The 22,856-nt window shown below is 69.1% G+C and carries 23 protein-coding genes; 9 read left to right on the top strand and 14 right to left on the bottom strand.

What is annotated here, in order from left to right; translation table 11 throughout:
- The 7 genes from GEV28_RS21015 to dnaA all read right to left on the bottom strand — a co-directional run.
- Positions 1 to 746 (bottom strand): DNA gyrase subunit A (locus tag GEV28_RS21015; protein ID WP_291413808.1); only part of this gene is annotated, 746 nt, incomplete at its 3' end.
- A gap of 37 nt (positions 747 to 783) precedes the next feature.
- The gene (gene gyrB / locus GEV28_RS21010; protein WP_291413807.1) at positions 784 to 2,754 is read right to left on the bottom strand and encodes a DNA topoisomerase (ATP-hydrolyzing) subunit B; all 1,971 of its coding nucleotides are present in this window, start codon (positions 2,752 to 2,754) and stop codon (positions 784 to 786) included.
- Positions 2,755 to 2,995: 241 nt separating this feature from the next.
- A complete protein-coding gene (locus GEV28_RS21005) occupies positions 2,996 to 3,400 on the bottom strand; it encodes a DciA family protein (protein WP_367115147.1) in 405 nt (134 codons plus the stop codon).
- Positions 3,401 to 3,692: 292 nt separating this feature from the next.
- Entirely contained in the window at positions 3,693 to 4,856 is a 1,164-nt protein-coding gene (gene recF, locus GEV28_RS21000; protein ID WP_291413806.1) for a DNA replication/repair protein RecF, read from the bottom strand.
- A gap of 1 nt (position 4,857) precedes the next feature.
- Positions 4,858 to 5,784 carry a phosphogluconate dehydrogenase (NAD(+)-dependent, decarboxylating) gene (gnd, locus tag GEV28_RS20995; protein ID WP_291413805.1) on the bottom strand — a complete coding sequence of 309 codons (927 nt, stop codon included), beginning with the start codon at positions 5,782 to 5,784 and terminating at the stop codon, positions 4,858 to 4,860.
- A gap of 13 nt (positions 5,785 to 5,797) precedes the next feature.
- Entirely contained in the window at positions 5,798 to 6,931 is a 1,134-nt protein-coding gene (gene dnaN / locus GEV28_RS20990; protein WP_291413804.1) for a DNA polymerase III subunit beta, read from the bottom strand.
- A 514-nt stretch (positions 6,932 to 7,445) separates the two neighbouring features.
- The gene (dnaA, locus tag GEV28_RS20985; RefSeq protein ID WP_291413803.1) at positions 7,446 to 9,008 is read right to left on the bottom strand and encodes a chromosomal replication initiator protein DnaA; all 1,563 of its coding nucleotides are present in this window, start codon (positions 9,006 to 9,008) and stop codon (positions 7,446 to 7,448) included.
- A 501-nt stretch (positions 9,009 to 9,509) separates the two neighbouring features.
- Between dnaA and rpmH the strand changes: the two genes are divergently transcribed.
- The 8 genes from rpmH to GEV28_RS20945 all read left to right on the top strand — a co-directional run bounded on the left by rpmH (position 9,510) and on the right by GEV28_RS20945 (position 15,191).
- Positions 9,510 to 9,647, top strand: a complete 138-nt coding sequence (gene rpmH / locus GEV28_RS20980) for a 50S ribosomal protein L34 (protein ID WP_291413802.1) — start codon at positions 9,510 to 9,512, stop codon at positions 9,645 to 9,647.
- Between the two features lie 4 nt (positions 9,648 to 9,651).
- Positions 9,652 to 10,038: a ribonuclease P protein component gene (gene rnpA, locus GEV28_RS20975; protein WP_291413801.1), complete on the top strand. Its 387-nt coding sequence runs from the start codon at positions 9,652 to 9,654 to the stop codon at positions 10,036 to 10,038.
- 125 nt (positions 10,039 to 10,163) lie between these two features.
- Positions 10,164 to 10,466 (top strand): membrane protein insertion efficiency factor YidD, encoded by a 303-nt coding sequence (gene yidD / locus GEV28_RS20970; RefSeq protein WP_367115146.1) that lies wholly within the window; start codon positions 10,164 to 10,166, stop codon positions 10,464 to 10,466.
- Between the two features lie 4 nt (positions 10,467 to 10,470).
- Complete coding sequence (yidC, locus tag GEV28_RS20965) at positions 10,471 to 11,652, top strand: membrane protein insertase YidC (RefSeq protein WP_291413800.1); 1,182 nt, start codon at positions 10,471 to 10,473, stop codon at positions 11,650 to 11,652.
- Between the two features lie 32 nt (positions 11,653 to 11,684).
- A complete protein-coding gene (locus GEV28_RS20960; RefSeq protein ID WP_291413799.1) occupies positions 11,685 to 12,335 on the top strand; it encodes a R3H domain-containing nucleic acid-binding protein in 651 nt (216 codons plus the stop codon).
- 116 nt (positions 12,336 to 12,451) lie between these two features.
- Entirely contained in the window at positions 12,452 to 13,099 is a 648-nt protein-coding gene (rsmG, locus tag GEV28_RS20955; protein ID WP_291413813.1) for a 16S rRNA (guanine(527)-N(7))-methyltransferase RsmG, read from the top strand.
- Between the two features lie 210 nt (positions 13,100 to 13,309).
- Complete coding sequence (locus GEV28_RS20950; protein WP_291413812.1) at positions 13,310 to 14,209, top strand: AAA family ATPase; 900 nt, start codon at positions 13,310 to 13,312, stop codon at positions 14,207 to 14,209.
- A gap of 10 nt (positions 14,210 to 14,219) precedes the next feature.
- A complete protein-coding gene (locus GEV28_RS20945; RefSeq protein WP_291413798.1) occupies positions 14,220 to 15,191 on the top strand; it encodes a ParB/RepB/Spo0J family partition protein in 972 nt (323 codons plus the stop codon).
- 54 nt (positions 15,192 to 15,245) lie between these two features.
- Here the strand turns inward: GEV28_RS20945 and GEV28_RS20940 are convergent, their stop codons facing one another.
- Positions 15,246 to 16,208 carry a D-alanine--D-alanine ligase gene (locus GEV28_RS20940; protein WP_291413797.1) on the bottom strand — a complete coding sequence of 321 codons (963 nt, stop codon included), beginning with the start codon at positions 16,206 to 16,208 and terminating at the stop codon, positions 15,246 to 15,248.
- An 86-nt stretch (positions 16,209 to 16,294) separates the two neighbouring features.
- Positions 16,295 to 17,614: a PLP-dependent aminotransferase family protein gene (locus GEV28_RS20935; RefSeq protein ID WP_291413796.1), complete on the bottom strand. Its 1,320-nt coding sequence runs from the start codon at positions 17,612 to 17,614 to the stop codon at positions 16,295 to 16,297.
- 194 nt (positions 17,615 to 17,808) lie between these two features.
- Between GEV28_RS20935 and GEV28_RS20930 the strand changes: the two genes are divergently transcribed.
- The gene (locus GEV28_RS20930) at positions 17,809 to 18,438 is read left to right on the top strand and encodes a GNAT family N-acetyltransferase (RefSeq protein ID WP_291413795.1); all 630 of its coding nucleotides are present in this window, start codon (positions 17,809 to 17,811) and stop codon (positions 18,436 to 18,438) included.
- Between the two features lie 67 nt (positions 18,439 to 18,505).
- Here GEV28_RS20930 and GEV28_RS20925 read toward each other — a convergent pair whose 3' ends face one another.
- The 5 genes from GEV28_RS20925 to sigM all read right to left on the bottom strand — a co-directional run bounded on the left by GEV28_RS20925 (position 18,506) and on the right by sigM (position 22,812).
- Entirely contained in the window at positions 18,506 to 19,654 is a 1,149-nt protein-coding gene (locus tag GEV28_RS20925; RefSeq protein WP_291413794.1) for an N-acetylmuramoyl-L-alanine amidase, read from the bottom strand.
- Positions 19,655 to 19,872: 218 nt separating this feature from the next.
- Positions 19,873 to 20,202: a thioredoxin gene (gene trxA / locus GEV28_RS20920; RefSeq protein WP_291413793.1), complete on the bottom strand. Its 330-nt coding sequence runs from the start codon at positions 20,200 to 20,202 to the stop codon at positions 19,873 to 19,875.
- 25 nt (positions 20,203 to 20,227) lie between these two features.
- Positions 20,228 to 21,232, bottom strand: coding sequence for a thioredoxin-disulfide reductase (gene trxB, locus GEV28_RS20915; protein WP_291413792.1), 1,005 nt, complete (start codon positions 21,230 to 21,232; stop codon positions 20,228 to 20,230).
- 147 nt (positions 21,233 to 21,379) lie between these two features.
- Positions 21,380 to 22,189: a hypothetical protein gene (locus tag GEV28_RS20910; RefSeq protein WP_291413791.1), complete on the bottom strand. Its 810-nt coding sequence runs from the start codon at positions 22,187 to 22,189 to the stop codon at positions 21,380 to 21,382.
- Positions 22,186 to 22,812: an RNA polymerase sigma factor SigM gene (gene sigM, locus GEV28_RS20905; RefSeq protein ID WP_291413790.1), complete on the bottom strand. Its 627-nt coding sequence runs from the start codon at positions 22,810 to 22,812 to the stop codon at positions 22,186 to 22,188. Before sigM ends, GEV28_RS20910 begins: the two co-directional genes overlap by 4 nt.
- Between the last annotated feature and the right edge of the window lie 44 nt (positions 22,813 to 22,856).

Below are 22,856 nucleotides of genomic sequence, written 5' to 3'. Positions count from 1 at the left end.
CGGATCGAGCCGCGGCCGGTGCGGTAGGCGTCCTCGATGCCCTGGGTGCCGAGAATCTGGCCGTGCGTCGGGAAGTCCGGGCCCTTGATCCGCATCATCATCGCGGCGAGCGTCTCGTCGTCGGACGCGTCCCAGTTCTCCGGCGCCCAGATGACGCCGGCGGCGACCTCGCGCAGGTTGTGCGGCGGGATGTTGGTGGCCATGCCGACGGCGATGCCGCCGCTGCCGTTGACCAGCAGGTTCGGGATGCGCGACGGCAGGACGTCGGGCTCCTGGGTCTTGCCGTCGTAGTTGTCCGAGAAGTCGACGGTCTCCTCGTTGATGTCCTGCAGCATCGCCATGGCGAGCGGCGTCATGCGCGCCTCGGTGTACCGCATCGCGGCCTGCGGGTCGTTGCCCGGCGAGCCGAAGTTGCCCTGGCCGTCGATGAGCGGGTACCGCAGCGACCACGGCTGGGCGAGGCGGACGAGCGCGTCGTAGATCGCCGAGTCGCCGTGCGGGTGGTAGTTGCCCATGACGTCGCCGACGATGCGTGAGCACTTGACGTGGCTGCGCTCGGGGCGCAGGCCGGTGTCGTACATCGAGTAGAGCACGCGTCGGTGTACCGGCTTGAGGCCGTCCCGAACGTCCGGCAGCGCGCGGCTGACGATGACGCTCATCGCGTAGTCGATGTAGGAGCGCTGCATCTCCTGCTGGATGTCGATCGGTTCGACCCGGTCGCCCTCCGGAGGCAAGGTTTCGGTCACGAACTCTGGTTCCTTTTCCTTCGACCCGTTCCTCGAATCACACGTCGAGGAATCGGACGTCCTTGGCGTTGCGGGTGATGAACGAGCGCCGGGCCTCGACGTCCTCGCCCATCAGCACACTGAACAGCTCGTCGGCGGTGGCGGCGTCGTCCAGGGTCACCTGGAGCAGCAGCCGGTGCGCCGGGTCCATCGTGGTCTCCCACAGCTCGTCGGCGTTCATCTCACCGAGACCCTTGTACCGCTGGATGCCGTCGTCGCGGTTGATCTTCTTGCCCGCTTCGAGCCCCGCCGCCATCAAGCCGTCGCGCTCGCGGTCGGAGTAGGCGAACTCCGGTTCGGTGCGCTGCCACTTGATCTTGTACAGCGGCGGCTGCGCGAGGTACACGTGCCCGGCCTCGACGAGTGGGCGCATGAAGCGGAACAGCAGCGTGAGCAACAAGGTCCGGATGTGCTGGCCGTCCACGTCGGCGTCGGCCATCAGCACGATCTTGTGGTACCGCAGCTTCGAGAGGTCGAAGTCCTCCTGGATGCCCGTGCCCAGCGCGGTGATCAGGCTCTGCACCTCGGTGTTCTTGAGCACCCGGTCGATGCGCGCCTTCTCCACGTTGATGATCTTGCCGCGGATCGGGAGGATGGCCTGGAACATCGACTCCCGGCCCTCCTTGGCCGAGCCGCCCGCGGAGTCGCCCTCGACGATGTAGAGCTCGCACTCCTCAGGGTTGGTCGACCGGCAGTCCTTGAGCTTGCCGGGCAACCCGCCGATGTCGAGCGCCCCCTTGCGGCGCACGAGCTCCTTGGCCTTGCGGGCGGCCATGCGCGCCTGGGCGGAGGAGACCGACTTCGTGACGATCGTGCGCGCGTCGGAAGGGTTGCGCTCGAACCAGTCGGCCAGCCACTCGTTGCACGTGGTCTGCACGAAGGTCTTCGCCTCGGTGTTGCCGAGCTTCTGCTTGGTCTGGCCCTCGAACTGGGGCTCCGCCAGCTTGATCGAGATGATGGCCGCGAGGCCCTCGCGCACGTCGTCGCCGGTGAGGTTGGTGTCCTTCTCCTTCAGCAGCTTCTTCTCCCGCGCGTACACGTTGACCACTCGGGTCAGCGCGGCGCGGAAGCCCTCCTCGTGGGTGCCGCCCTCGGCGGTGTTGATCGTGTTGGCGAAGGTGTAGACCGACTCGCTGTAGCCGGTGTTCCACTGCATCGCGACCTCGACCTCGAGCCCGTCACCCTTGGCCTCGAAGGAGATCACGTTGTTGTGGATCGCCTCGCGCGTGTGGTTGATGTGCGTGACGAAGTCCTCGAGCCCACCCGGGTAGTGGTAGGTGCGCTCCTTGACCCGGGCCGTCTTGCCCTCGGCGTCGGCCGCCGTGTCCTCGTCGGACACCCGCTCGTCGCGGAGCACGATGGTGAGGCCCTTGTTGAGGAACGCCATCTCCTGCAGCCGGCGGGCGACGGTCTCGGCGTTGTAGGTGGTGGTCTCGAAGATGCCACAGTCCGCCCAGAACGTGACCGAGGTGCCGGTGCGGTCGGTGTCGCCGACCTCGATCAGCTCACCCGGCTCGGACCGCTCGTAGTGCTGGGTCCACTCCCGGCCGTTGCGGTACACCTCCACGTCCAGTCCGGTCGACAGCGCGTTGACGACGGAGACGCCGACGCCGTGCAGACCGCCGGACACCGCGTAGGACTCGCTGTCGAACTTGCCACCCGCGTGCAGCTGGGTGAGCACGATCTCCAGGGTCGGTTTCTTGTGCACCGGATGCAGCTCCACCGGGATGCCCCGGCCGTCGTCGACCACCCGGACGCCGCCGTCGGCGAGGAGGGTGACCTCGACCCGCGTCGCGTAGCCGGCCATCGACTCGTCGACCGCGTTGTCCACGACCTCCCAGATGAGGTGGTGCAGACCGCGCTCACCGGTGGAGCCGATGTACATGCCGGGCCGCTTGCGGACGGCCTCGAGCCCTTCAAGGACCGTGATGGAGGCCGCGTTGTATTCATGATTGTTGGTGGCTGCCACGGGCGTGGTGTCTCCTCGTCAGGACGGTGCGTTGGTCGGGCGTGCTGGCCGGTTCCTGCCGGTTCGCGACCGGGGCGTCTCGACTATCCCGACTCGCTACATCAATTGTACTGGTGCGGTCGTGCAGAAGCGGGTCAAGGACACCCCTAGCTCCGTCACAGACGCGCTGGCGGAATGAGGCACGTGGCTGGACGCCTGAGGGTAGTCTCCGGAGCGGATCTGACAGCTTCCGGCCGCCGGTTCACCCGTAGGTGTCCCGGGGCCCCCGTCCGCGCACGTGCCGATACCCATAACGCCAGCTCGGCGTGGACGGACCGTGCACCTTCAGCCGCTTGACCACGCCGTTGCCCACCCCGGCGGCGATCTTGGCGAGCAGTTGGCGTTGGAGGAGCCGCAGCTGGGTGGCCCACGCGGTCGACTCCGCCTGGATGGTCAGCTCGCCGTCACACAGGGACACCGGCTGCGCGTGCTCGGCCACGTCCTCCCCGACGATCGCGCCCCACCGGCCGAACAGCTGGCCGGTCGTGAGCTGGCCGTTCCATCCACGGTCGGCGGCGATCCGGGCGGCGAGCCGGCCGAGGGGCTGTGGATCGCGGGCGTCCGGCCCGGCGCCCGACCAGCGCCGCCTGCGCCGTGACCCGGCCACAAAACCACGCTTGACCTGCTTGTTCTTTTTCGTATCCGGCCCACCGGACACCTCCCTGGCGGCACGCAGCGCCGCCCGGGCCAGATCCGATCCACGTAGCTGTGGATAGTCACCCTCTGTGGTGGAACTTGCGGCGTGATCATCATCAACACCCTTTTGGGTGTTCAGGGCGGCTGGATCCGCCTGGCCACGGGGGTTCGACGGGCGCAAAGTGACAGCGTTATCCACACTATCCACAGGTTTGTCCCCAGATGTGTGACGTTTCACATCACTGTTGGTGACTTGTTGGTGATCATCGGGCGACCGGTCCGGCACGCGCCACCTCCCCGTTGGACACAACGTAACGAGACCCGTCGAGCTCGTCCGGGACATCCTCCTCCACCGCGGCGGTAACCAGGACTTGTTCGGCGTTCACCGCCACCTCGGCGAGTCGCTGCCGCCGGTGCCGGTCGAGCTCGGCGAACACGTCGTCGAGCACGAGCACCGGCTCGGTGCCGTCGGCACGGAGCAGCTCGTAGGAGGCGAGTCGCAGGGCGAGCGCGAACGACCACGACTCGCCGTGGCTCGCGTACCCCTTCGCCGCGACGTCGGCCAGGGTCAGCTCGAGCTCGTCGCGGTGCGGGCCGACCAGGCTCACCCCCCGGTCGAGCTCGGCGTCGCGGGCGGCGACCATCGCGGCGAGGAGCGCGTCGGTCAACACCTCCATATCCGCGCGCGTGCCGGGCGTGCCGTACCCCGCCGGGAACGACTCGGCGATGCCGGACCGGTACCTGATCCACGCCGGCCGCGACTCCGGCGCGACCCCGGCGTAGGCGGCGGTGACGTGGTCGGCCATGTCGGCGACCAGGTCCAGCCGGCCGGCGAGGAGCTCCGCGCCGTGCCGGGCGAGGTGCCCGTCCCACACGTCGAGCGTCGCGATGTCACCCTTCGAGCCGGCGCGCCGCGCGTGGCCCGACGACTTGAGCAACGCGTTGCGCTGGCGCAGGACCCGCTCGTAGTCCGCGCGCACCCCCGCGTACCGGGGCGCGCGCAGTACCAGCAGGTCGTCCAGGAAGCGGCGCCGCTCGCTCGGGTCGCCCCGCACCAAGGCGAGGTCCTCCGGCGCGAACAACACGGTGCGCAGGATCCCCAGCACGTCGCGGGTCTTCTGCATCGGCGCGCGGTTCACCCTCGCCCGGTTCGCCTTTCCCGCGGTGATCTCCAGCTCGATCGTCAGCTCACGACCTTCGTTGACCACCGCGGTGCGCACGATCGCGCGCGAGCATCCGTGCCGGATCAGCGGAAGATCCACCGCGACCCGGTGCGAGCCGAGTGTCGCCGAGTAGCCGATCGCCTCGATCAGGTTGGTCTTGCCCTGACCGTTCTGTCCAATGAGGACATTCGCACCGGGTGCCAGCTCCAGGTCCGCGTGCTCCCAGGACCTGAAGTCGCTGACCTGCAAGTGCCGGACGTACACGTCAACCTTGGGTGGAGCCCGCGCCCGACGTCGGCCCGGCCTGGTGCACCGCATGCCCGCCGAACTGGTTGCGTAGCGACGCGACCGCACGCATCGCCGGTGAGTCCTCCTGCCGGGAGCGGAACCTCGAGAACAACGCGGCCGAGATCACCGGCGCCGGCACCGCGAGGTTGATCGCCTCCTCGACGGTCCACCGGCCCTCGCCGGAGTCCTCGACGTAGCCACGCAGGTCGTCGAGCTCGGGGTCGGAGTCGAGCGCGCGGACCAGCAGGTCGAGCAGCCACGAGCGGACGACCGTGCCCCGCTGCCACGCCTTGATCACCGAGGGCACGTCCTCGATGACCTTCGCCGCCTCGAGCAGCTCGAAGCCCTCCGCGTAGGCCTGCATCAGCCCGTACTCGATGCCGTTGTGGATCATCTTCGCGTAGTGCCCGGCACCGGCCGGGCCGGCGTGCGCGAAACCCTCCTCGCGCGGGCCGTCCGGACGCAGCGCGTCGAAGACCGGCATCGCCCGCTCGACGTTCTCGGCCGAGCCGCCGACCATCAGCGCGTAGCCGTTCTCCTTGCCCCACACGCCACCGGACACCCCGCAGTCGAGGTAGCCGATCCCCTTGCCGGCCAGCAGCTCGGAGTTGATCTGGTCGTCGGTGAACCGCGAGTTGCCGCCGTCGATCACGAGGTCGCCCTCGGCCAACAGGTCGGCGAGCTCGGCGATGGTCTGCCGGGTCGGGCCGCCCGAGGGGACCATGACCCAGACGGTCCGCGGCACCTCGAGCTTGGCGACCATGTCGGCGAGCGACGTCGAGTCGGTGACGTCCGGGTTGCGGTCGTAGCCCACGACGTCGTGGCCGGCCGCGCGCACCCGGTCGCGCATGTTGAAGCCCATCTTGCCGAGACCGACGAGACCGAGCTGGACCTTGCTAGGCACTGACGTCCTCCGATCAGCCGGGCAGCCGCACCGGCATCAACAGGTGCAGGTATCCCGGCACCACGTTGCCATCCTCGCCGACGGGCTTGATCAGCGCCGGACGGCTCGGGGTCGTGAACGACAGCTCGGCCCGGTCGGCGTGCAGCGCACCGAGACCCTCCTGCAGGAACGCCGGGTTGAACGCGATCGTGACGGGGTTGCCGGTGTACTCGACCGCGAGCTCCTCCTCGGCGCTGCCCTCGTCGTCGCCACCGGCGGACAGGCGCAGCCCCGACTCGCCGAACTCCAGCCGCACCTGGGTGCCGCGCTCGGCGACGAGCGACACGCGCTTGATCGCCTCGACGAGCGGGGGCACGTCGATGATCGCGGTCGCGGTCTGCTCGGACGGGAGCAGCTGGCGGTAGCGGGGGAACTCCGTGTCGAGCAGCCGGCTGGTGGTGCGCCGGCCCGAGCCGGACAGACCGATGAGCCCCTCGCCGGCCGCGAGTGCGATCTCGACCTTGGTGCCCGAGGTGCCGAGTGCCTTGGCCGCGTCGGCCAGCGTGCGTGCGGGGACGAGCACGGCGATCTCGCCCGAGCGGGCGAGGCTCTCGTCCGGCGTCCAGGTGAACTCGCGCATCGCGAGGCGGAACCGGTCGGTGGCGACCAGGGTGAGCTTCTCGCCGTCGATCTCGACCCGCACGCCGGTGAGCATCGGCAGCGTGTCGTCCTTCCCGGCGGCGACCGCGACCTGGCTCACCGCGAGGCCGAACACCTCGCCGGCGAGCTCACCCGCGTGCGGCGGCATCGCCGGCAGCTGGGGGTAGTCCTCGACCGGCATCGTCGGAAGGCTGAACTTCGCGTTCCCGCAGGCGATCGACACGCGTGCGCCGTCGACCATGATCTCGACCGGTTGCGCCGGCAGGGATCGCGTGATGTCAGCGAGTAGCCGACCGGACACGAGTGTGCGCCCGCCGTCCGCGACGGTGGCCGCGACGCCGACCGTGGCCGAGACCTCGTAGTCGAACCCGGAGATCGTCAGCGCGTCGGAGCTGCCGGTGTCCAACAGGATTCCGCCGAGTACCGGCACCGGTGGGCGGGACGGCAGGCTGCGCGCGACCCAGGCGACGGCGTCGGCGAGACCGTCGCGCTCGACGCGGATCTTCATGACTGTCCTTTCCAGACACGAGAAGGTGCCGCGGGCACGCGGGCACCAACCCGAGAAAGCTCACGACGTAGACCGCAACCGTACGGCTTCCCGACCGGGGGCGGTACTCGGGGCTCGATGCTCTCGGCGCGCTCTTCGGTGCTGTGCGGTCGGTTCGTCGCTCGCTGACTCGCGACCCCTGTCTTGTACTTGTTGATGAACTGAAGAGAGAAGAACAGTCGTAGTAGTAGGTCCTGTGGATTGTGTGGACAGCTCTCGTACCCGCACGTCGGTGGGCGCGTCCGGCTGTTGATGGACAGGGTGCCCAACCGGTGGACAGCTCGACGCGTCGGTGGATGGTTCGGTCGGGCACCAGAGTTGTCCACACATCGACCCCAGTTGCCCACAGCACGCTCCCCAGACTTGGGCCCGTCTGTACCCAGGTCGTGCACAGGGTCGGGGACGCTCATGAATCCCCTTTCCGGGTGATGCAAGGGGTTGTGTGAGAACCGTGTCCACACAAGGAAGTTCGGCGTCAGCCGCGGGCGCGTTGCTTGATCCGCGAGGTGAGTTCCTGCACCTGGTCGTAGATCCGGCGCCGTTCCGCCATCTCCTTGCGGATCTTCTTCTCCGCGTGCATGACCGTGGTGTGGTCGCGGCCGCCGAACGTCTGCCCGATCTTGGGCAGCGACAGGTCGGTCAGCTCGCGGCACAGGTACATCGAGATCTGCCGTGCCTGCGCGAGCGCCTTCGTTTTCCCTGGGCCACAAAGATCATCGAGCGACACGCTGAAGAACTCCGCGGTCACGGCCATGATCGTGGCGGCGCTGATCTCCGGCACCTGCGAGTCAGGGATCAAGTCCCGCAAGACGATCTCGGCGAGGCCCACGTCAACCGGTTGCTGGTTAAGGGAAGCGAACGCGGTGACCCGGATGAGCGCGCCCTCGAGCTCACGGATGTTGTGCTCGATGCGGGCGGCGATGAACTCCAGCACCTCGGCCGGCGCGGCCAGCCGGTCCTGTGCGGCCTTCTTGCGGAGGATGGCGATCCGGGTCTCGAGCTCGGGCGGCTGGATGTCGGTGATGAGGCCCCACTCGAACCGCGTGCGCAGCCGGTCCTCCAGGGTCTCCAGCCGCTTCGGCGGCCGGTCGGAGCTGACCACGATCTGCTTGTTGGCGTTGTGGAGCGTGTTGAAAGTGTGGAAGAACTCCTCCTGGGTTCCTTCCTTGCCCTCCAAGAACTGGATGTCGTCCACCAACAGGATGTCGATGTCGCGGTACCGCCGCTGGAACGCGACCTTGCGGTCGTCGCGCAGCGAGTTGATGAAGTCGTTGGTGAACTCCTCGGTCGACACGTACCGCACGCGCATGCCCGGGAAGAGCCGTTGCGCGTAGTGGCCGACCGCGTGCAGCAGGTGTGTCTTGCCGAGCCCGGACTCACCCCAGATGAACAACGGGTTGTACGCGCGGGCCGGTGCCTCGGCGACGGCGACCGCGGCCGCGTGCGCGAAACGGTTGGAAGCGCCGATGACGAACGTATCGAACGTGTACTTCTCGTTCAGTCGTGTCTTGGAGGTCTGCGGCTGCGCCGGAGCGGTGAACGGCTGACCGCTCGACGGCGGTTGGCTCCCGGTGAACGTCGGCCAGATCTCGTGGACGGTGGCGAGCGCCTCGCTCTCCTCGTCCACCTCTTCTCCGTCACCGTCCGCGTCGGTCTCATTGGCCGGTGGCAGGATCGCGGTGCGCGACGACAGGTCGTCGACCCGTGTGTCCCCATTGGACGGCGCAGCGGGCGTGCCGGGCGCCGCTGCCGGTATGGGTGGTGCGACCGACGGGGTCGTCGAATCCACCTTCACCGCAAGGGAGATCGCGCGGCCGAGTCGCCGGGAGAGCGCGTCGGTGATCGGCTCGCGGAGAGCTCGCTCGATCGCGTCCTTGGCAAAGTCACTCGGTGCGGCCAGGAGCGCGGTGCCGTCGAGCAACCCGATCGGTCGGGTCACTCGCATCCATGCGCGTTGTTGAGGAGAAAGAGTGCCGGCGGACAGCTCCCGCACGACCTGTTCCCACACCACACCCAGGTTCATTTGCTGCTCGGACACCTACGAGCTCCCCTCCCCTCGTTGGCCATGCGTCATGCCCAACCCTCCGACCACCCCGAACCAGCCCACCTCGGCGGTGAGCCCGGTCGCGACCCGATATGCGGGCTGCATCCACAGGGTTGTCCACAACTGTGCACGAAGCTACGGCGGACCGCAGCGGAACCTGCCAGTGGTCCGACATATCTTCTTGGCGCAGCAGGGCTCCCACTCCCATCTGGCCAACCAAGAGTCCGCACGCTAACAAGCGTCGGGCCATGCCACAAGATGTGTCCGGGGGCAAGCATCTGACCGTGCGCGGCGTGTCGCCGAGCGGTGCGCGCCGGTCGACAAAAGAGACCCGGATTGAACCGCCTGATCGGGGGTGCGTAGTCTCATAAGGTCTCCCCGAGGTGTGGGTGAGTTCTGTGCGCCGTCCGTCGGTATGTCCGGGCGTTGGGGCCGGGACGCCGATCCGACGGCGGAGACGCGAGAACTTGGCGAGCCAGTACCGGGAGATCCACCGTGAGCAAGCGTACTTTCCAGCCGAACAACCGCCGCCGGTCGCGGACCCACGGGTTCCGGCTGCGCATGCGCACCCGTGCCGGCCGGGCCATCCTCGCGGCTCGTCGTGGCAAGGGTCGCAAGCGCCTGTCCGCCTGACTGCGTGCTCCCCGCGTCCGCTCGACTGACCGGTGGCGACGATTTTCGGCTGGTGACCAGGAAGGGTCGGCGAGTTGGCCGACCCCGGCTCGTCGTGCATGCGATCACGGCCGAGGAGGTCGCTCGGCTCGGTGTGGCCTCTTCCGGCCGGACCCGTGTCGGTTTCGTCGTCAGCAAGGCCGTGGGGAACTCGGTCGTACGCCACCGCGTCGCGCGACGGCTGCGCCATCTGTTACGGGATCGGCTGGGAACCGTCCAGCCGGGTTGCTCGTTGGTCGTCCGAGCGTTGCCGCAGGCTGCCCAGGCGGCGAGTGCGGAGCTCGGCAATGACATCGACTCCGCCTTGCGGCGGTTGCGACTCGCGGTCGGCGATAACGGTGGTGCGCAGTGAGTGTCACGCATGACACGGAGCCGGACACCTCTGTCGTGGACGCTCCGGCAAGCGACGCCGCTACGGACACCCCTATAGACACTGTCACCGACGCCTCTCGGCGACGCCCCGGTCCGGTGGCCCGCGTGCTGCTGGTGCCGATCAACTTCTACCGGCGATGGATCTCGCCGGCGCTTCCCCCGACTTGCCGGTTCGAGCCGAGCTGCAGCGCGTACGCCGTCGAGGCGTTGACGACCCACGGCGCGCTGCGCGGCACCTGGCTCACCGTGTACAGGCTCGCCCGCTGTGCCCCTTGGGGCCGTGCCGGCTACGACCCGGTGCCGCCGCGCCGCGAGAAGCCGCGCCACTCAGACATGCGCCACCAAGACGCTGACACCGACGGGTCGGGGACGCCGAACCAGGCTCGCCACCCCCTCGCCAAGGAGTAGCTCCGTGCTCGACTTCATCTACTACCCCGTGTCCTTCATTCTGTGGTGCTGGCACTGGGTGTTCGGGCATGTGTTCGGTGACAGCAGCGGCATCTCCTGGGTGCTGGGCATCATGTTCCTGGTCTTCACCCTGCGCGCGATCATGTTCAAGCCGTTCGTGAAGCAGGTCCGCTCGATGCGCGCGATGCAGGAGTTCGCGCCCGAGATGAAGAAGCTCCAGAAGAAGTACGCCAACGACCGGCAGCGCCAGGCGCAGGAGATGCAGAAGCTCCAGCGCGAGCACGGGTTCAGCCCGCTCGGCGGCTGCCTGCCGATGCTGCTGCAGATCCCGGTCTTCATCGGCCTGTTCCATGTGCTGCGGTCGTTCCAGCCGGGCCACACCGAGAACTACTTCTTCGACGCCGCGGGCGTGCAGTCCTACATCGACGCCAACCTGTTCGGTGCGCGGCTCTCGAACTTCATCACCCAGCCGCAGCAGGCGCTCGAGGCGCTGGGCGCCAACCGCACGTCGGTCATCATCGTGTCGATCCCGCTGATGATCCTCGCGAGTGTGCTGACCCACCTGACCGCGCGGCACTCGGTGGCGCGGCAGAACCCGGACTCGGCCACCTCGCAAACCGCGATCATGAACAAGCTCACCCTCTACATCTTCCCGCTGGGGGTGCTGATCTTCGGTCTGTTCTTCCCCATCGGTCTGCTGCTCTACTGGCTCGCCAACAACACGTGGACGATGATGCAGCAGCGGCTCGTGTACCGGAAGATCGACGCCGAGGAAGAGACGAAGAAGGCCGCCGCCATCGAGAAGCGGAGCAACCTCGCGCCGAAGCCCGGCCAGCGGCCGGCCCAGGTGAAGAAGCGTCCGGCCACCACCGACGGCACGAGTGGCACCCCGGGTACCAAGCCGGCCACCGGCGGCACCGCGAAGCCGGGCACCGCGAAGCCGGGCACCGCGAAGCCGACCGGCACCACCAAGGCCACCGGCACCACCAAGGCCACGGGCACCCGGTCGACGGGCGCCACGAAGTCCACCGGTACGACCAAGTCGACCGGCACCGCCAAGTCCACGAGCGGCGCCGCCAAGGCGACCGGCAACGGCGCCGCGGACAAGCCGGAGGACGGCGACACAGTTTCCGGTCTGAGCGCAGACCGTTCCCGTAAGAAGAACACAGGTCGGAAGAATCGCTGACGCGGCGGATCCGGACCTGGAGAGGAGAAGCCGTGCCGGAAACGGTGCAGGAGTCGGGGGCAGAGCAGGACTCCATCGAGGAGACTGCCGAGCAGACCGCGGACCAACCGGCCGTGGCCGATGGTGAGGTGATCGTCGAGTCGGACGCTGTCGCGGACGGCGCTGAGGACGATGCCGATGACAACGAGGACGGTGACGACCGCGCCGCTGGCTCGAACGAGGATCTACTCGTCAAGGAGGGCGACATCGCGGGCGACTATCTCGAGCGGTTGCTCGACCTAGTCGACTACGACGGTGACATCGACCTCGACGTCGAAGCCGGCCGCGCGATCGTGAGCATCGATGGTGGCGACGATCTGGAGAAGCTCGTCGGGCCGCGGGGCAACGTGCTCGAGGCACTCCAGGAGCTCACCCGACTCGCCGTGCAGCAGGAGACGGGAGCCCGTAGCCGGCTGATGCTCGACGTCGCGGGCTGGCGAGCGGACCGCCGGCAGGAGCTGCGGGATCTGGGTCGGGCCACCGCGGAGCGGGTGCTCGGCGGTGACGAGCGAGTTCGGCTTCAGCCGATGACGCCGTTCGAGCGCAAGGTCGTCCACGACGCTGTGGCGTCGTTCGACGGCGTGCACAGTGAGAGTGAGGGCGAGGACCCCCGGCGTCGCGTCGTGGTGTTCCGCCAGTCCTGACACTCGCGTTCTGTTTCACGTGAAACAACGGGACTAGCGAGGAAGGGTGCAAGGTGGCCGAGACGCCATCAGCACCCGCTCCCCCGGAGTCCGCTTCGACCATCTTCGGCGACGCCATGCCGGCGGCGGTGCAGTTCGTTGAACTGCTCGCCGCCGTCGGCATAGAGCGAGGCTTGATCGGACCCCGTGAGGTCGATCGGCTGTGGGATCGCCATCTTCTGAACTCGGCCGTGGTCGGCGAGCGGATCCCGAGCGGCGTGCGGGTCATAGACATAGGTTCCGGTGCCGGGCTCCCCGGCATTCCTCTCTGCTTGGCAAGACCCGATCTGGACGTCACATTGTTGGAGCCGATGGCTCGCCGGGTGGCGTGGCTGGAGGAGATCGTCGACGCGCTGTCGCTGTCGGCGATCGTGGTTCGTGGTCGCGCCGAAGAGCCGGCTATCAAGCAACAGCTCTCGGGTGCCGATGTTGTCATCGCGCGTGCGGTGGCTCCACTCGATCGACTCTGGGGCTGGAGCGCCCCTCTGCTACGGCAGGGCGGCCGGCTCGTCGCACTCAAGGGAGAGAGCGCGGAGGCCGAGATCGCACGCGATGGCGGCGCGGTCAAGCGTGCGGGTGGGTCGCTGCCGACCGTCGAACGGTGTGGCGTCGGGGTCCTGGAGACGCCGGCAACCATCATTGAGATCGAGCGGGTCGGCGCGCGGGGGCGCGAGGGGGTCCATGGTCGTCCTCCGCGACGCACCAGGAAGGATCAGACGCAGTGACCGCGGAGATGCTCCCGGGTCCTGCAGACCAACGATCGGAGCGATCGATGTTTCACGTGAAACAGCACGAGTCCGGGCAGGCGAGGTGGATCGAACAGTGAGCGAGCGTGCGAGCGAACCATGGGCACAGGGCGACCGCGAGCGGCGGCACCGAGCCTGCGAGGGGCTGTCGTGAGCGGACGACACGGGCAGCCGCAGAGCGAGCAGACCATGCACGAGACGGTCGAGGCCGCGCAGGCGGTATCCGGCTGGACGCCGATCGCCGAAGAGGCGGCACGCGCCACTCGGATGTTGCACCCCAAGGACATACTTCCCCGACCCGCGCGCCGCCGCGTCATGACCGTTGCGAACCAGAAGGGCGGCGTCGGCAAGACGACCAGTGCGGTCAACCTCGCGGCGGCGCTCGCCATGCACGGGCTCAAGGTGCTGGTGATCGACCTCGACCCGCAGGGCAACGCCAGCACCGCTCTCGGCGTCGATCACCGGTCCGGCGTGCCGTCCATCTACGAGGTGCTGATCGGCGAGGTGTCCCTCGCGGACGCCGCCGCCGTGAGCGACCAGTCGGACAACCTCTACTGCGTGCCCGCCACGATCGACCTGGCCGGCGCGGAGATCGAGCTCGTCTCGATGGAGGGTCGCGAGGCCCGACTCAAGGAGGCGCTGCCCACGGGCGCGCTGGACCAGCTGAACCCGGACTACGTGTTCATCGACTGCCCGCCGTCACTCGGCCTGCTGACCGTCAACGCGATGGTGGCGGCCGAAGAGGTGCTCATCCCGATCCAGTGCGAGTACTACGCGCTGGAGGGCCTCTCCCAGCTGCTGCGCAACATCGAGCTGGTGCAGAACCACCTCAACCCGAACCTGCAGGTGTCGACCATCCTGCTCACCATGTACGACGGGCGCACGAAGCTCGCCGATCAGGTGACCGCGGAGGTTCGGAAGCACTTCGGGGACACGGTCTTGCGTACTGTGATCCCCAGGAGCGTGAAGGTGTCCGAGGCACCCGGTTTCGGACAGACCGTGCTCGCGTACGACCCGGGTTCCCGGGGTGCGATGAGCTACCTCGACGCGGCCAGGGAGATGGCCGAACGCGGGTTCGGCGGGGAGTAGAGAGCAGCACATGACCGAACGCAAGGGCGGACTGGGCCGAGGCCTCGCCGCACTGATTCCGCAGGGCCCGGCCGGGTCAACCGACGGCGCGGTGAAGCTGCCGAGGCCAGCGCTCCGGCCGGGCGGCGGCGCTCCTCCTGCGCCGAGCGGTTCGGTGGCCGGAGCCGTGTATCGGGAGATCCCGACCGGCTCGATCCAGGCCAACCCCAAGCAGCCTCGTCAGGTCTTCGACGAGGAGTCGCTGAGCGAGCTCGAGCACTCGATCCGCGAGTTCGGTCTCATGCAGCCCATCGTCGTGCGCGAGCTCGGCAGTGACTCCTACGAGCTCGTCATGGGCGAGCGCCGCCTCCGGGCGGCCCAGCGTGCGGAGATGGCCAAGATCCCGGCCATCGTCCGGCAGACCGCCGACGACGCGATGCTCCGCGATGCCCTCCTGGAGAACATCCACCGCGTCCAGCTGAACCCGCTCGAAGAGGCGGCGGCCTACCAGCAGCTGCTCGACGAGTTCGAGGTGACCCACGACGAGCTGGCCTCCCGTATCGGGCGCAGCCGGCCGGTCATCACCAACACGATCCGACTGTTGAAGCTCCCCCTGCCGGTGCAGCGCCGGGTCGCCGCCGGCGTGCTCTCCTCCGGGCACGCCCGCGCGCTGCTCGGCCTCGACGACGCCGGCATGCAGGAGGAGTTGGCCGCCCGGATCGTCGCCGAGGGGCTGTCCGTCCGCGCCACCGAGGAAGCGGTCACGCTGCTGAAGAACGCGGCGCCGCCCAAGCCCAAGCAGGCGCCCCGCAAGCCGATGCAGGCGCCGGGTCTGCAGGATGTGGCCGAGCGCCTCTCCAACACGTTCGACACGCGGGTGAAGGTCGAGCTCGGCAAGCGCAAGGGCAAGATCGTGGTCGAGTTCGGCTCAGTTGACGATCTTGAGCGAATCGTTGACCTGATGTCGAAAAATGGGGCAAATCGGACGCTGGGATCCGATTAGGGATCACCCCGGTCGCTTACGTCACGGTGACGAAGGCGGACAGTGCCTGATCGATCACCCAGCGTGGACCTGGGTGCGGTCGACAGCTCGCTCGATGAGGCCGGCATAAATGTCGCCGAGCGAGCGTCCGGCGACCTCGATCGCCATCGGCAGGAGCGAGGTCTCGGTCAGCCCCGGCGAGGAGTTGGCCTCCAGGAAGAAGACGGTCCCGTCGCCGGCGACGATCGCGTCGGTGCGGGACACGTCGCGGAGCCCGAGCAGCCGGTGCGCCGCCACGGCGAGTCCGGCCACCACGGCCGCGGCCCGGTCGTCGAGCCGAGCCGGGGTGTGGAAGTTGGTCAGACCGGCGGTGTAGCGAGCGGTGTAGTCGTAGATCCCGGTCTCCGGATCGATCTCCACCGCGGGCAGCGCCTCCGGCCCGTCCGGCCCGTCGATCACGGTGACCGCGACCTCCACGCCCTCGATGAACCGCTCGGCGAGCACGGTCTCCGAGTACGCCAGGCAACCGACCATCGCGGCCGGCAGGTCCGCCGCGTCGCGCACCACCTGCGCGCCCAGCGCCGAGCCACCCTGCTCCGGCTTGAGCATCATCGGCAGGCCCAGCCGGTCGACCATCGCGTCCAGCACCGGCTTCGCCCCGAGCTCGCGGAACGTGCTGTGCGGCAGGACCACCCACTCCGGCGTCGCGAGCCCGGCCCGGGCCAGCTCGGTCTTGGCGGTCGGCTTGTCCCAGGCCCGCCGGCACGCGTGCGAGTCGGCACCCACGTACGGGACGTCCAGCATCTCCAGCATCGTCTGGATCGAGCCGCCCTCGCCCTCGCCCCCGTGCAGCGCTATCACCACGGCGTCCGGCCGGTGCTCCCGCAACCGGGCCAGCAGTGACGAGTCGGCGTCCCACTCCTCGACCGTCACGCCGGCGGTCCGCAGCGCGGACGACAGCCGGCGTCCGGAACGCAGCGAGACCTCCCGCTCGTGGGAGAGTCCGCCGGACAGCACCGCGACACAACGATCGGACACGAGACGCTCCTCCGTGCTCCACAACGGACTGTCCATTGTGACCGTACCTAGTTCCCGCCGACCGCGGATTACTTGCCGGGCAAGGGTTATGCGGTGTCCGGCGCGGGCACCTGGGGGCCGGATCCGGCTCGCTGGTTGATCGGGCCGAACGTCCGGGCGAGCTCCAGCTCGTCGGACAGCACCGCGGCGAGCCGGCGCACCCCCTCGGTGATGCGTTCCGGGGTCGGGTAGCAGAAGGACAACCGCATCTGGCGGCTGCCCAGGCCGTCAGCGTAGAACCCGGTGCCGGACACATAGGCGACGCGTGCGGTGACCGCACGGGGCAGCATCGCCTTGGTGTCCACCCCCGCCGGCACGGTCAGCCAGACGAAGAACCCACCGGCCGGCACGGTCCACGTGCAGCCGGCCGGCAGGTACTGCTCCAGCGCGGAGATCATCGCGTCCCGCCGCTCCCGGTAGGCCTGCTGGAACGACTTGATCTGGCCGCGCCAGTCGTGGGTGGCGAGGTAGCGGGAGACGATCATCTGGTTCAACGTGGGTGGGCACAGCGTGGCGGACTCGGCGGCCAGCATGAGCTTCTCCCGCACCGCGTGCGGCGCGAGCGCCCACCCGACCCGCAGGCCCGCGGCGAACGTCTTGGAGAACGAGCCGAGGTAGACCACGTTGTCCGGGTCCATCGAGCGCAGCGCCGGGTAGGTCTGCCCGTCGAAGCCGAGCAGACCGTACGGGTTGTCCTCGACCACCAGCACCCGGTGCCGGGCACAGATCTCGAGGATCTCGGTCCGCCGGGCCACGCTCAGCGTCACGCCGGCCGGGTTGTGGAAGTTGGGGATCGTGTACAGGAACTTGACCCGCTTGCCCGCCCGCTCGCACGCGGCCAGCGCCTCGCGCAGCGCCTCGGGCACCAGCCCGTCCTCGTCCATCGCCACGTGGACCACGCCGGCCTGGTAGGCGCCGAACGTGCCCAGCGCGCCCACGTACGACGGCCCCTCAGCGAGCACGACATCGCCGGGATCACAGAAGATCCTCGTCACCATGTCGAGCGCCATCTGGGAGCCAACGGTCACCACGACGTCGTCGGGATGGCCGCGGACCTCCTCGAGCGCCATCACGTCGCAGATCTGGTCCCGCAGCTCAGGGAGCCCGTGCGCGGACCCGTACTGCAGTGCGACCAGGCCGTCTGTGCTGATCAGGCCCGCGATCTCGGTGGAGAGCGAGTCGAGCGGCAGCGCCGTGATGTTGGGCATCCCACCGGCCAGCGAGACGACCTCGGGCCGGCTCGCCACCGCGAAGAGCGCGCGTACCTCGGAGGCCGTCATACCGGCCGCTCGAGCGGCGTACCTGCGCAGATGCGGGTCGAGGCTGCGGCTGCCCGATCTGTCGGGCGGTGGTCCCACCGAGGTCATGCGGGCTCCATCCCGGTTGGTGCGGTCGGATGGTGCTGGTAGATCAATCGAGTGTAACCGGGGCTGATATCCGGCCCGCGTTGTTTCTCCGCACGCCGCACTGGGCTTATCCTGGCGTGCGGTACGCGTAACACGGTCCGCGTGAAACGCGTGGTTCGACTCCGCGAGGCATGCACACCGTGTGGGAGGTCAGGGTGTCGCGACGCGTCATCGGCGTCACGCTGGACAACCTGGAAGATCTGCCCAAACACAGCAGAGCGTGTGTGTTCTGGGAGCTGGCGCCGCACCTGCGGGAGCAGGCCGAGGAGTTCGGCACGGCGGAGCTTGAGAAGGAGGCCTGGGTCTCCAGCGTCCTGCTGGAGTGGGGCTCCTGCGGCCGGATCGTGTACAGCGACAAGCTCCCGGTGGGGTTCGTCCTCTACGCCCCGCCCACGGCCGTGCCCCGTGCGTCGGCCTTCCCCACCTCGCCGCCCAGCCCGGACGCCGTGCTGCTCACGGGCTTCCACGTGCTGCCGGAGTTCCGCGGCGGCGGGTTGGGCCGGATGCTCGTCCAGGCGGTGGCCAAGGACCTCACCCGCCGCGGCGTGAAGGCCATCGAGGCGTTCGGCGATGCCAAGCCCGACGACGACGAGCCCTGCTGCGTCGTCCCCGCCGACTTCCTCCTGCGCGTCGGCTTCAAGACGGTCCGGCAGCACCCTCGCTGGCCCCGTCTGCGCCTGGAGCTGCGCAGCGCCATCTCGTGGAAGGAAGACGTCGAAGCAGCCCTGGAGAAGCTCCTGGGCACCGTTACGGTGACCACGGCGAGCCCGGTGCTGCAGCGCTGACCCGCGCGAAGGAGTTGTCCACAGACACCGTGTGGACAACTCCCGATGTTGTGGATAACCCTGTGGGCTACTCGGCCTTGGCGAGCTCGTGCCGCAGCACGTCGGCGAAGGTGAACGTGCCTGTGGGCTGGTCGTTCTCGCCGAGCAGGTAGAGCCGCTTGACGGCCACCAGGATGCCCTCGGCGACCACGTCCCGGAAGGCGGGGTCGGCCAGCCTGCGGCGGTCGTCCTGGTTGGTGAGGTAGCCGATCTCGATACGGACCGCGGGGCAGCGGGTGAGCCGCAGCGTGTCCCAGGTCTTGCGGTGCGCGTGGCAGTCGAGAAGGCCCGTGCGCACGGCCAGCTCGCGCTGGACGAAGCCGGCGAGCGTCTCGCCGATGGTGGAGGTGCTGCCGCTCGCGGTGCCGAAGTGGAAGCTGGCCACCCCCTGGGCCAGTGGCGAGGAGTTGGCGTCCGAGTGCAGCGACAGGAACAGGTCGCCGCCCACCTCGTTGGCGAAGCCGGCCCGGTCGGCCTCGGTGGGGCACTGGTCGCGCCCGCGGGACAGGAGCGCCTGCATGCCCGTGGCGACCATGCGGCCCTCCAGGCGTCTGGCCAGGTCCCACACCAGGTCGGCCTCGCGAACGCCGCCGACGGTGACGCCCGAGTCCGGGCCACCGTGGCCCGGGTCGATGACGATCCGCTTGCCGCGCAGGCGCGGGCCGGCCTTGCGGACCCGCTCCTGCTCGCGCAGCAGCACCGGCGAGCCGCCCCGGGCCCTCGGGGACAGCTGGCGCAGCCCGCGCAGCGTCTCGGGCCCGCAGATGCCGTCGACCTTGAGGCCGTAGTCGCCCTGGAACGTGCGCAGCGCGTGCTCGGTCTGCGCACCGAACACGCCGTTGGGGCGGCCGGCGTCGAAGCCCAGCTCGAGCAGCCGCTCCTGCAGCGTGAGCACGTCGTCGCCGGAGACCGGGGCGGACACCAGGTAGGCCAGCGGGCGCGCGCCCAGCTGGTAGGTGGCGTCCCGCAGCGCCCGGTAGGTGGCCGGGCCGACCACGCCATCGGTGATCAGGCCCCGTTGTTGCTGGAAACTACGCACCGCGTGCTCGACGGTCTCGTCGAACGACGACGCGCTCCGGTCCCCCGAACCATTGGACGGCAGCAGACCAAGCGCTGCGAGTGTGGACCGGACCTCGGCTACGGCCGGCCCACCATCACCGCGGCGGAGTACCCGCATGCACCCCTCGCTCGGGTCGGGCACCGACATCGAGTCGGCGCGAGATGACGTCTACGGCAGCAAGACGACTGCGAAACTATTGTGCCTTGCCGGTGTCCGTCCGGCGCGGAGGGTCACGTGGTGCGTCTGCGCGGTGACCCTCGACACCCGGTCCACGTCGCTTGGACGTCGTGAACGGTGTCGGGGTTTGCGCGTCGGCCCAGGTAGATGCGGTTTTTTCAGCCCAGGTAGTCGGACAGATCGGCCAGCAGCGCCGCCTTCGGCTTGGCGCCCACGATCTGCTTCACCGCCTCGCCGCCCTTGAACACGATCAGCGTCGGGATCGACAGCACCTGGTAGTCACGCGCCACGGTCGGGTTCTCGTCGACGTCGAGCTTGGCGACGGTGATCTTGTCGGCGTGCTCGCCGGCGATCTCCTCGAGCACAGGGGCGACCATCCGGCACGGGCCGCACCAGGTCGCCCAGAAGTCCACCAGCACGGGCTTGTCACTGCCGAGGACGTCGGTGGCGAACGAGCTGTCGGTCACTTTGACGGTGTTGCCGGCCATGTTCTCTCCTTGTGGGTGTGATCAGTCAGTTCTGCGTGGGGGCGTAGCCGCCGCCGACGAGCTCGGGGGCCACGTGCGCCTCGGCCGACTCGTCGTGCTCGGCGAGCCAGCGCTCGGCGTCGATGGCCGCGGAACAGCCGGACCCGGCCGCCGTGATGGCCTGCCGGTACGTGCGGTCCACCAGGTCACCGGAGGCGAACACGCCGTCGATGTCGGTGTAGGTGGTGTGCGGCGTGGTCCGGACGTAGCCGTCCTCGTCCAGCTCCAGCTGGTCGGCGACCAGGGCGCTGCGCGGGTCGTGGCCGATCGCCATGAACACGCCGGTGACGTCCAGCACGGACTCCTCGCCGGTGACCGTGCTCCGCAGCCGCACACCCTTGACCGAGCCCTCGCCCAGCACCTCGGTGACCGCGGAGTCCAGCTGCCAGCGGATCTTCTCGTTGGCCCGCGCGCGCTCCAGCATGATCTTCGACGCCCGGAACTCCTGGCGCCGGTGGACGATCGTGACCGAGCGGGCGAACTTGGTGAGGAACAGGGCCTCCTCCATCGCGGAGTCGCCACCGCCGACCACGGCGATGTCCTGGTCGCGGAAGAAGAACCCGTCGCAGGTGGCACAGGCCGACACGCCGTGCCCGAGGAGCTTCTGCTCACCCGGCACGTTCAGGTACCGCGCCGCGGCGCCCATCGCGAGGACGATCGCCTTGGCGCCGTAGCGGACGCCGTTGGCGGTGACGTACTTGACCGGCCCCTCGAGCTGGATCTCCTCGACGTCCTCGGCTCGCAGCTCGGCGCCGAACCGCTCGGCCTGCGCGCGCATCTGCTCCATGAGGTCGGGGCCCATGATGCCGTCGCGGAAGCCCGGGTAGTTCTCGACGTCGGTCGTGGTCATGAGGGCACCGCCGAACTGCGTGCCCTCGAACACCAGCGGCGCGAGCTGTGCCCGCGCGGCATAGACCGCGGCGGTGTAGCCGGCCGGGCCGGAGCCGACGACGATCACGTCGCGGAGCGGTTGGGTGTTGTCGGTGGGCATCTGACCTCCGGGGACGGGTCGCGATGGCTTGCATGGACTTCAACACGATCGTATGTGCCCGTTGTTCCGCCCCGCTCGGGTGACGGCCGGCACGCACACACGAAGAAGGCCGCGGGCGTAACCCGCGGCCGTCTGGTTCGCTTGTCGTCAGGGAACGACCTCGTTGGCGAGCGCCTCGCCGGGGTCGTCCGTGGTACAGGTGGGCTCGACGACGACGAGCCGGAACTTGCCCGGCTCTGTGCCCGCGCCCAGCAGCGCCGCGATGCCGTCCGCCCTGTCGAAGGTGACCGGGTGGACGCCGACCGTGTCGCCGGCGGTGATGTCGAGCGCATCGAGGCAGTCCCGCAGGCCCTGCTCGTCCTCGAGCCGGCCGTAGTCCTTCTCATCGGTGAGCATGCCGATCGCCGACGCGAGGTTGTCGCTGGACAGCGCCATCGGCGGCTGGGCGTTGCCGCCCGGTGCCTCGGTGTTCGTCGGAGTGTTGGCGCCGTCGCCGGCCTGCGGTGAGCCACCGGTCTCGTTGCCCGGCAGGGCCACGATCGCGATCGCCGCCGCGGCGGCCGCCGCGGTGAGGACGCCGGCACCCCACGTGGCCATCCGGTTGCGGCGTTTGCGGGCAGCGGCGAGGTCGACGACCGGAGCGACCGGCGGCGGTGGAACCGGTGTGGGCGCCGTGGCGACCCGACCGCGGGCCTCAGCCTGCAACGCGGTGTCGAGCCGGGCGGCGAACTGCGCGGGCATCGGCTCGACCTGGGCGTTGCCCAGCCGGCCGAGGTCGATCTTGACCGAGTCGAGGGCCATGAGGACGGCGTGAGCCTCCGGATCGGCGTTGACCAGCGGCCACAGGCGTGCGGACTCCGCCGGGTCGAGGACACCGGCGTGCAGATCGGCGAGCACGTCGACCGACCACGGAGGCCCGTGTTGCGAGCCACCCGACCCTTTCACGCTGTCGGTCATCGTCCCTCCCAGTTGCGCCGTACCGGCACACCTCGCCCTTCAACAGCGCCATCTGGGACGTTCGCATCTGCATCCGGGTTCCGGAGATGACCGAGAACTTTGGCCAGTTTGGCGCGACCTCGGGCACACCGGCTCTTCACCGTGCCCTCGGCGATGCCCAGTATCTTGGCGGTCTCGGCGACCGAGTAGCCCTCCACGTCCACCAGCACGATCGGCACCCGTTGGTCCTCCGAGAGCTGGCGCAACGCGTTCTGCACGACGAGCCGGGTCTCCCGCTCCGACATCGAGTCTCGCGGGGCGGCCGGCTCACCCGGCCCGGTTTCCGGCAGCGGCACGGTGGGGCGGGACTGGCGGCGGCGCACCCGGTCCAGGCAGGCGTTCACCACGATCCGGTGCAACCAGGTGGTGACCTGCGACTCCGCCCGGAACGAGGCGGCCGCGCGGAACGCGGAGATGAACGCCTCCTGCAGCGCGTCGGAGGCCTCCTCGGGGTCACGCAACGTGCGCAGGGCGACGGCCCACATGCGATCCCGGTGGCGGCGGACCAACTCAGCGAAGGCCCGCGGGTCACCGGCGGCGTGCGCCGCGATGAGGTCGGCGTCCGAGCTGGCGGCGGTGGTCACCCGATGAGGATATCGGTCCGCTTGTTACCCACCAGAGGTGTGGC

This window comes from Actinophytocola sp., from assembly GCF_009379765.1.
Classification (GTDB): domain Bacteria; phylum Actinomycetota; class Actinomycetes; order Mycobacteriales; family Pseudonocardiaceae; genus Actinophytocola.
Note: the sequence above shows the minus strand (reverse complement) of the source record. Positions and strands in the feature narration are given on the sequence as shown.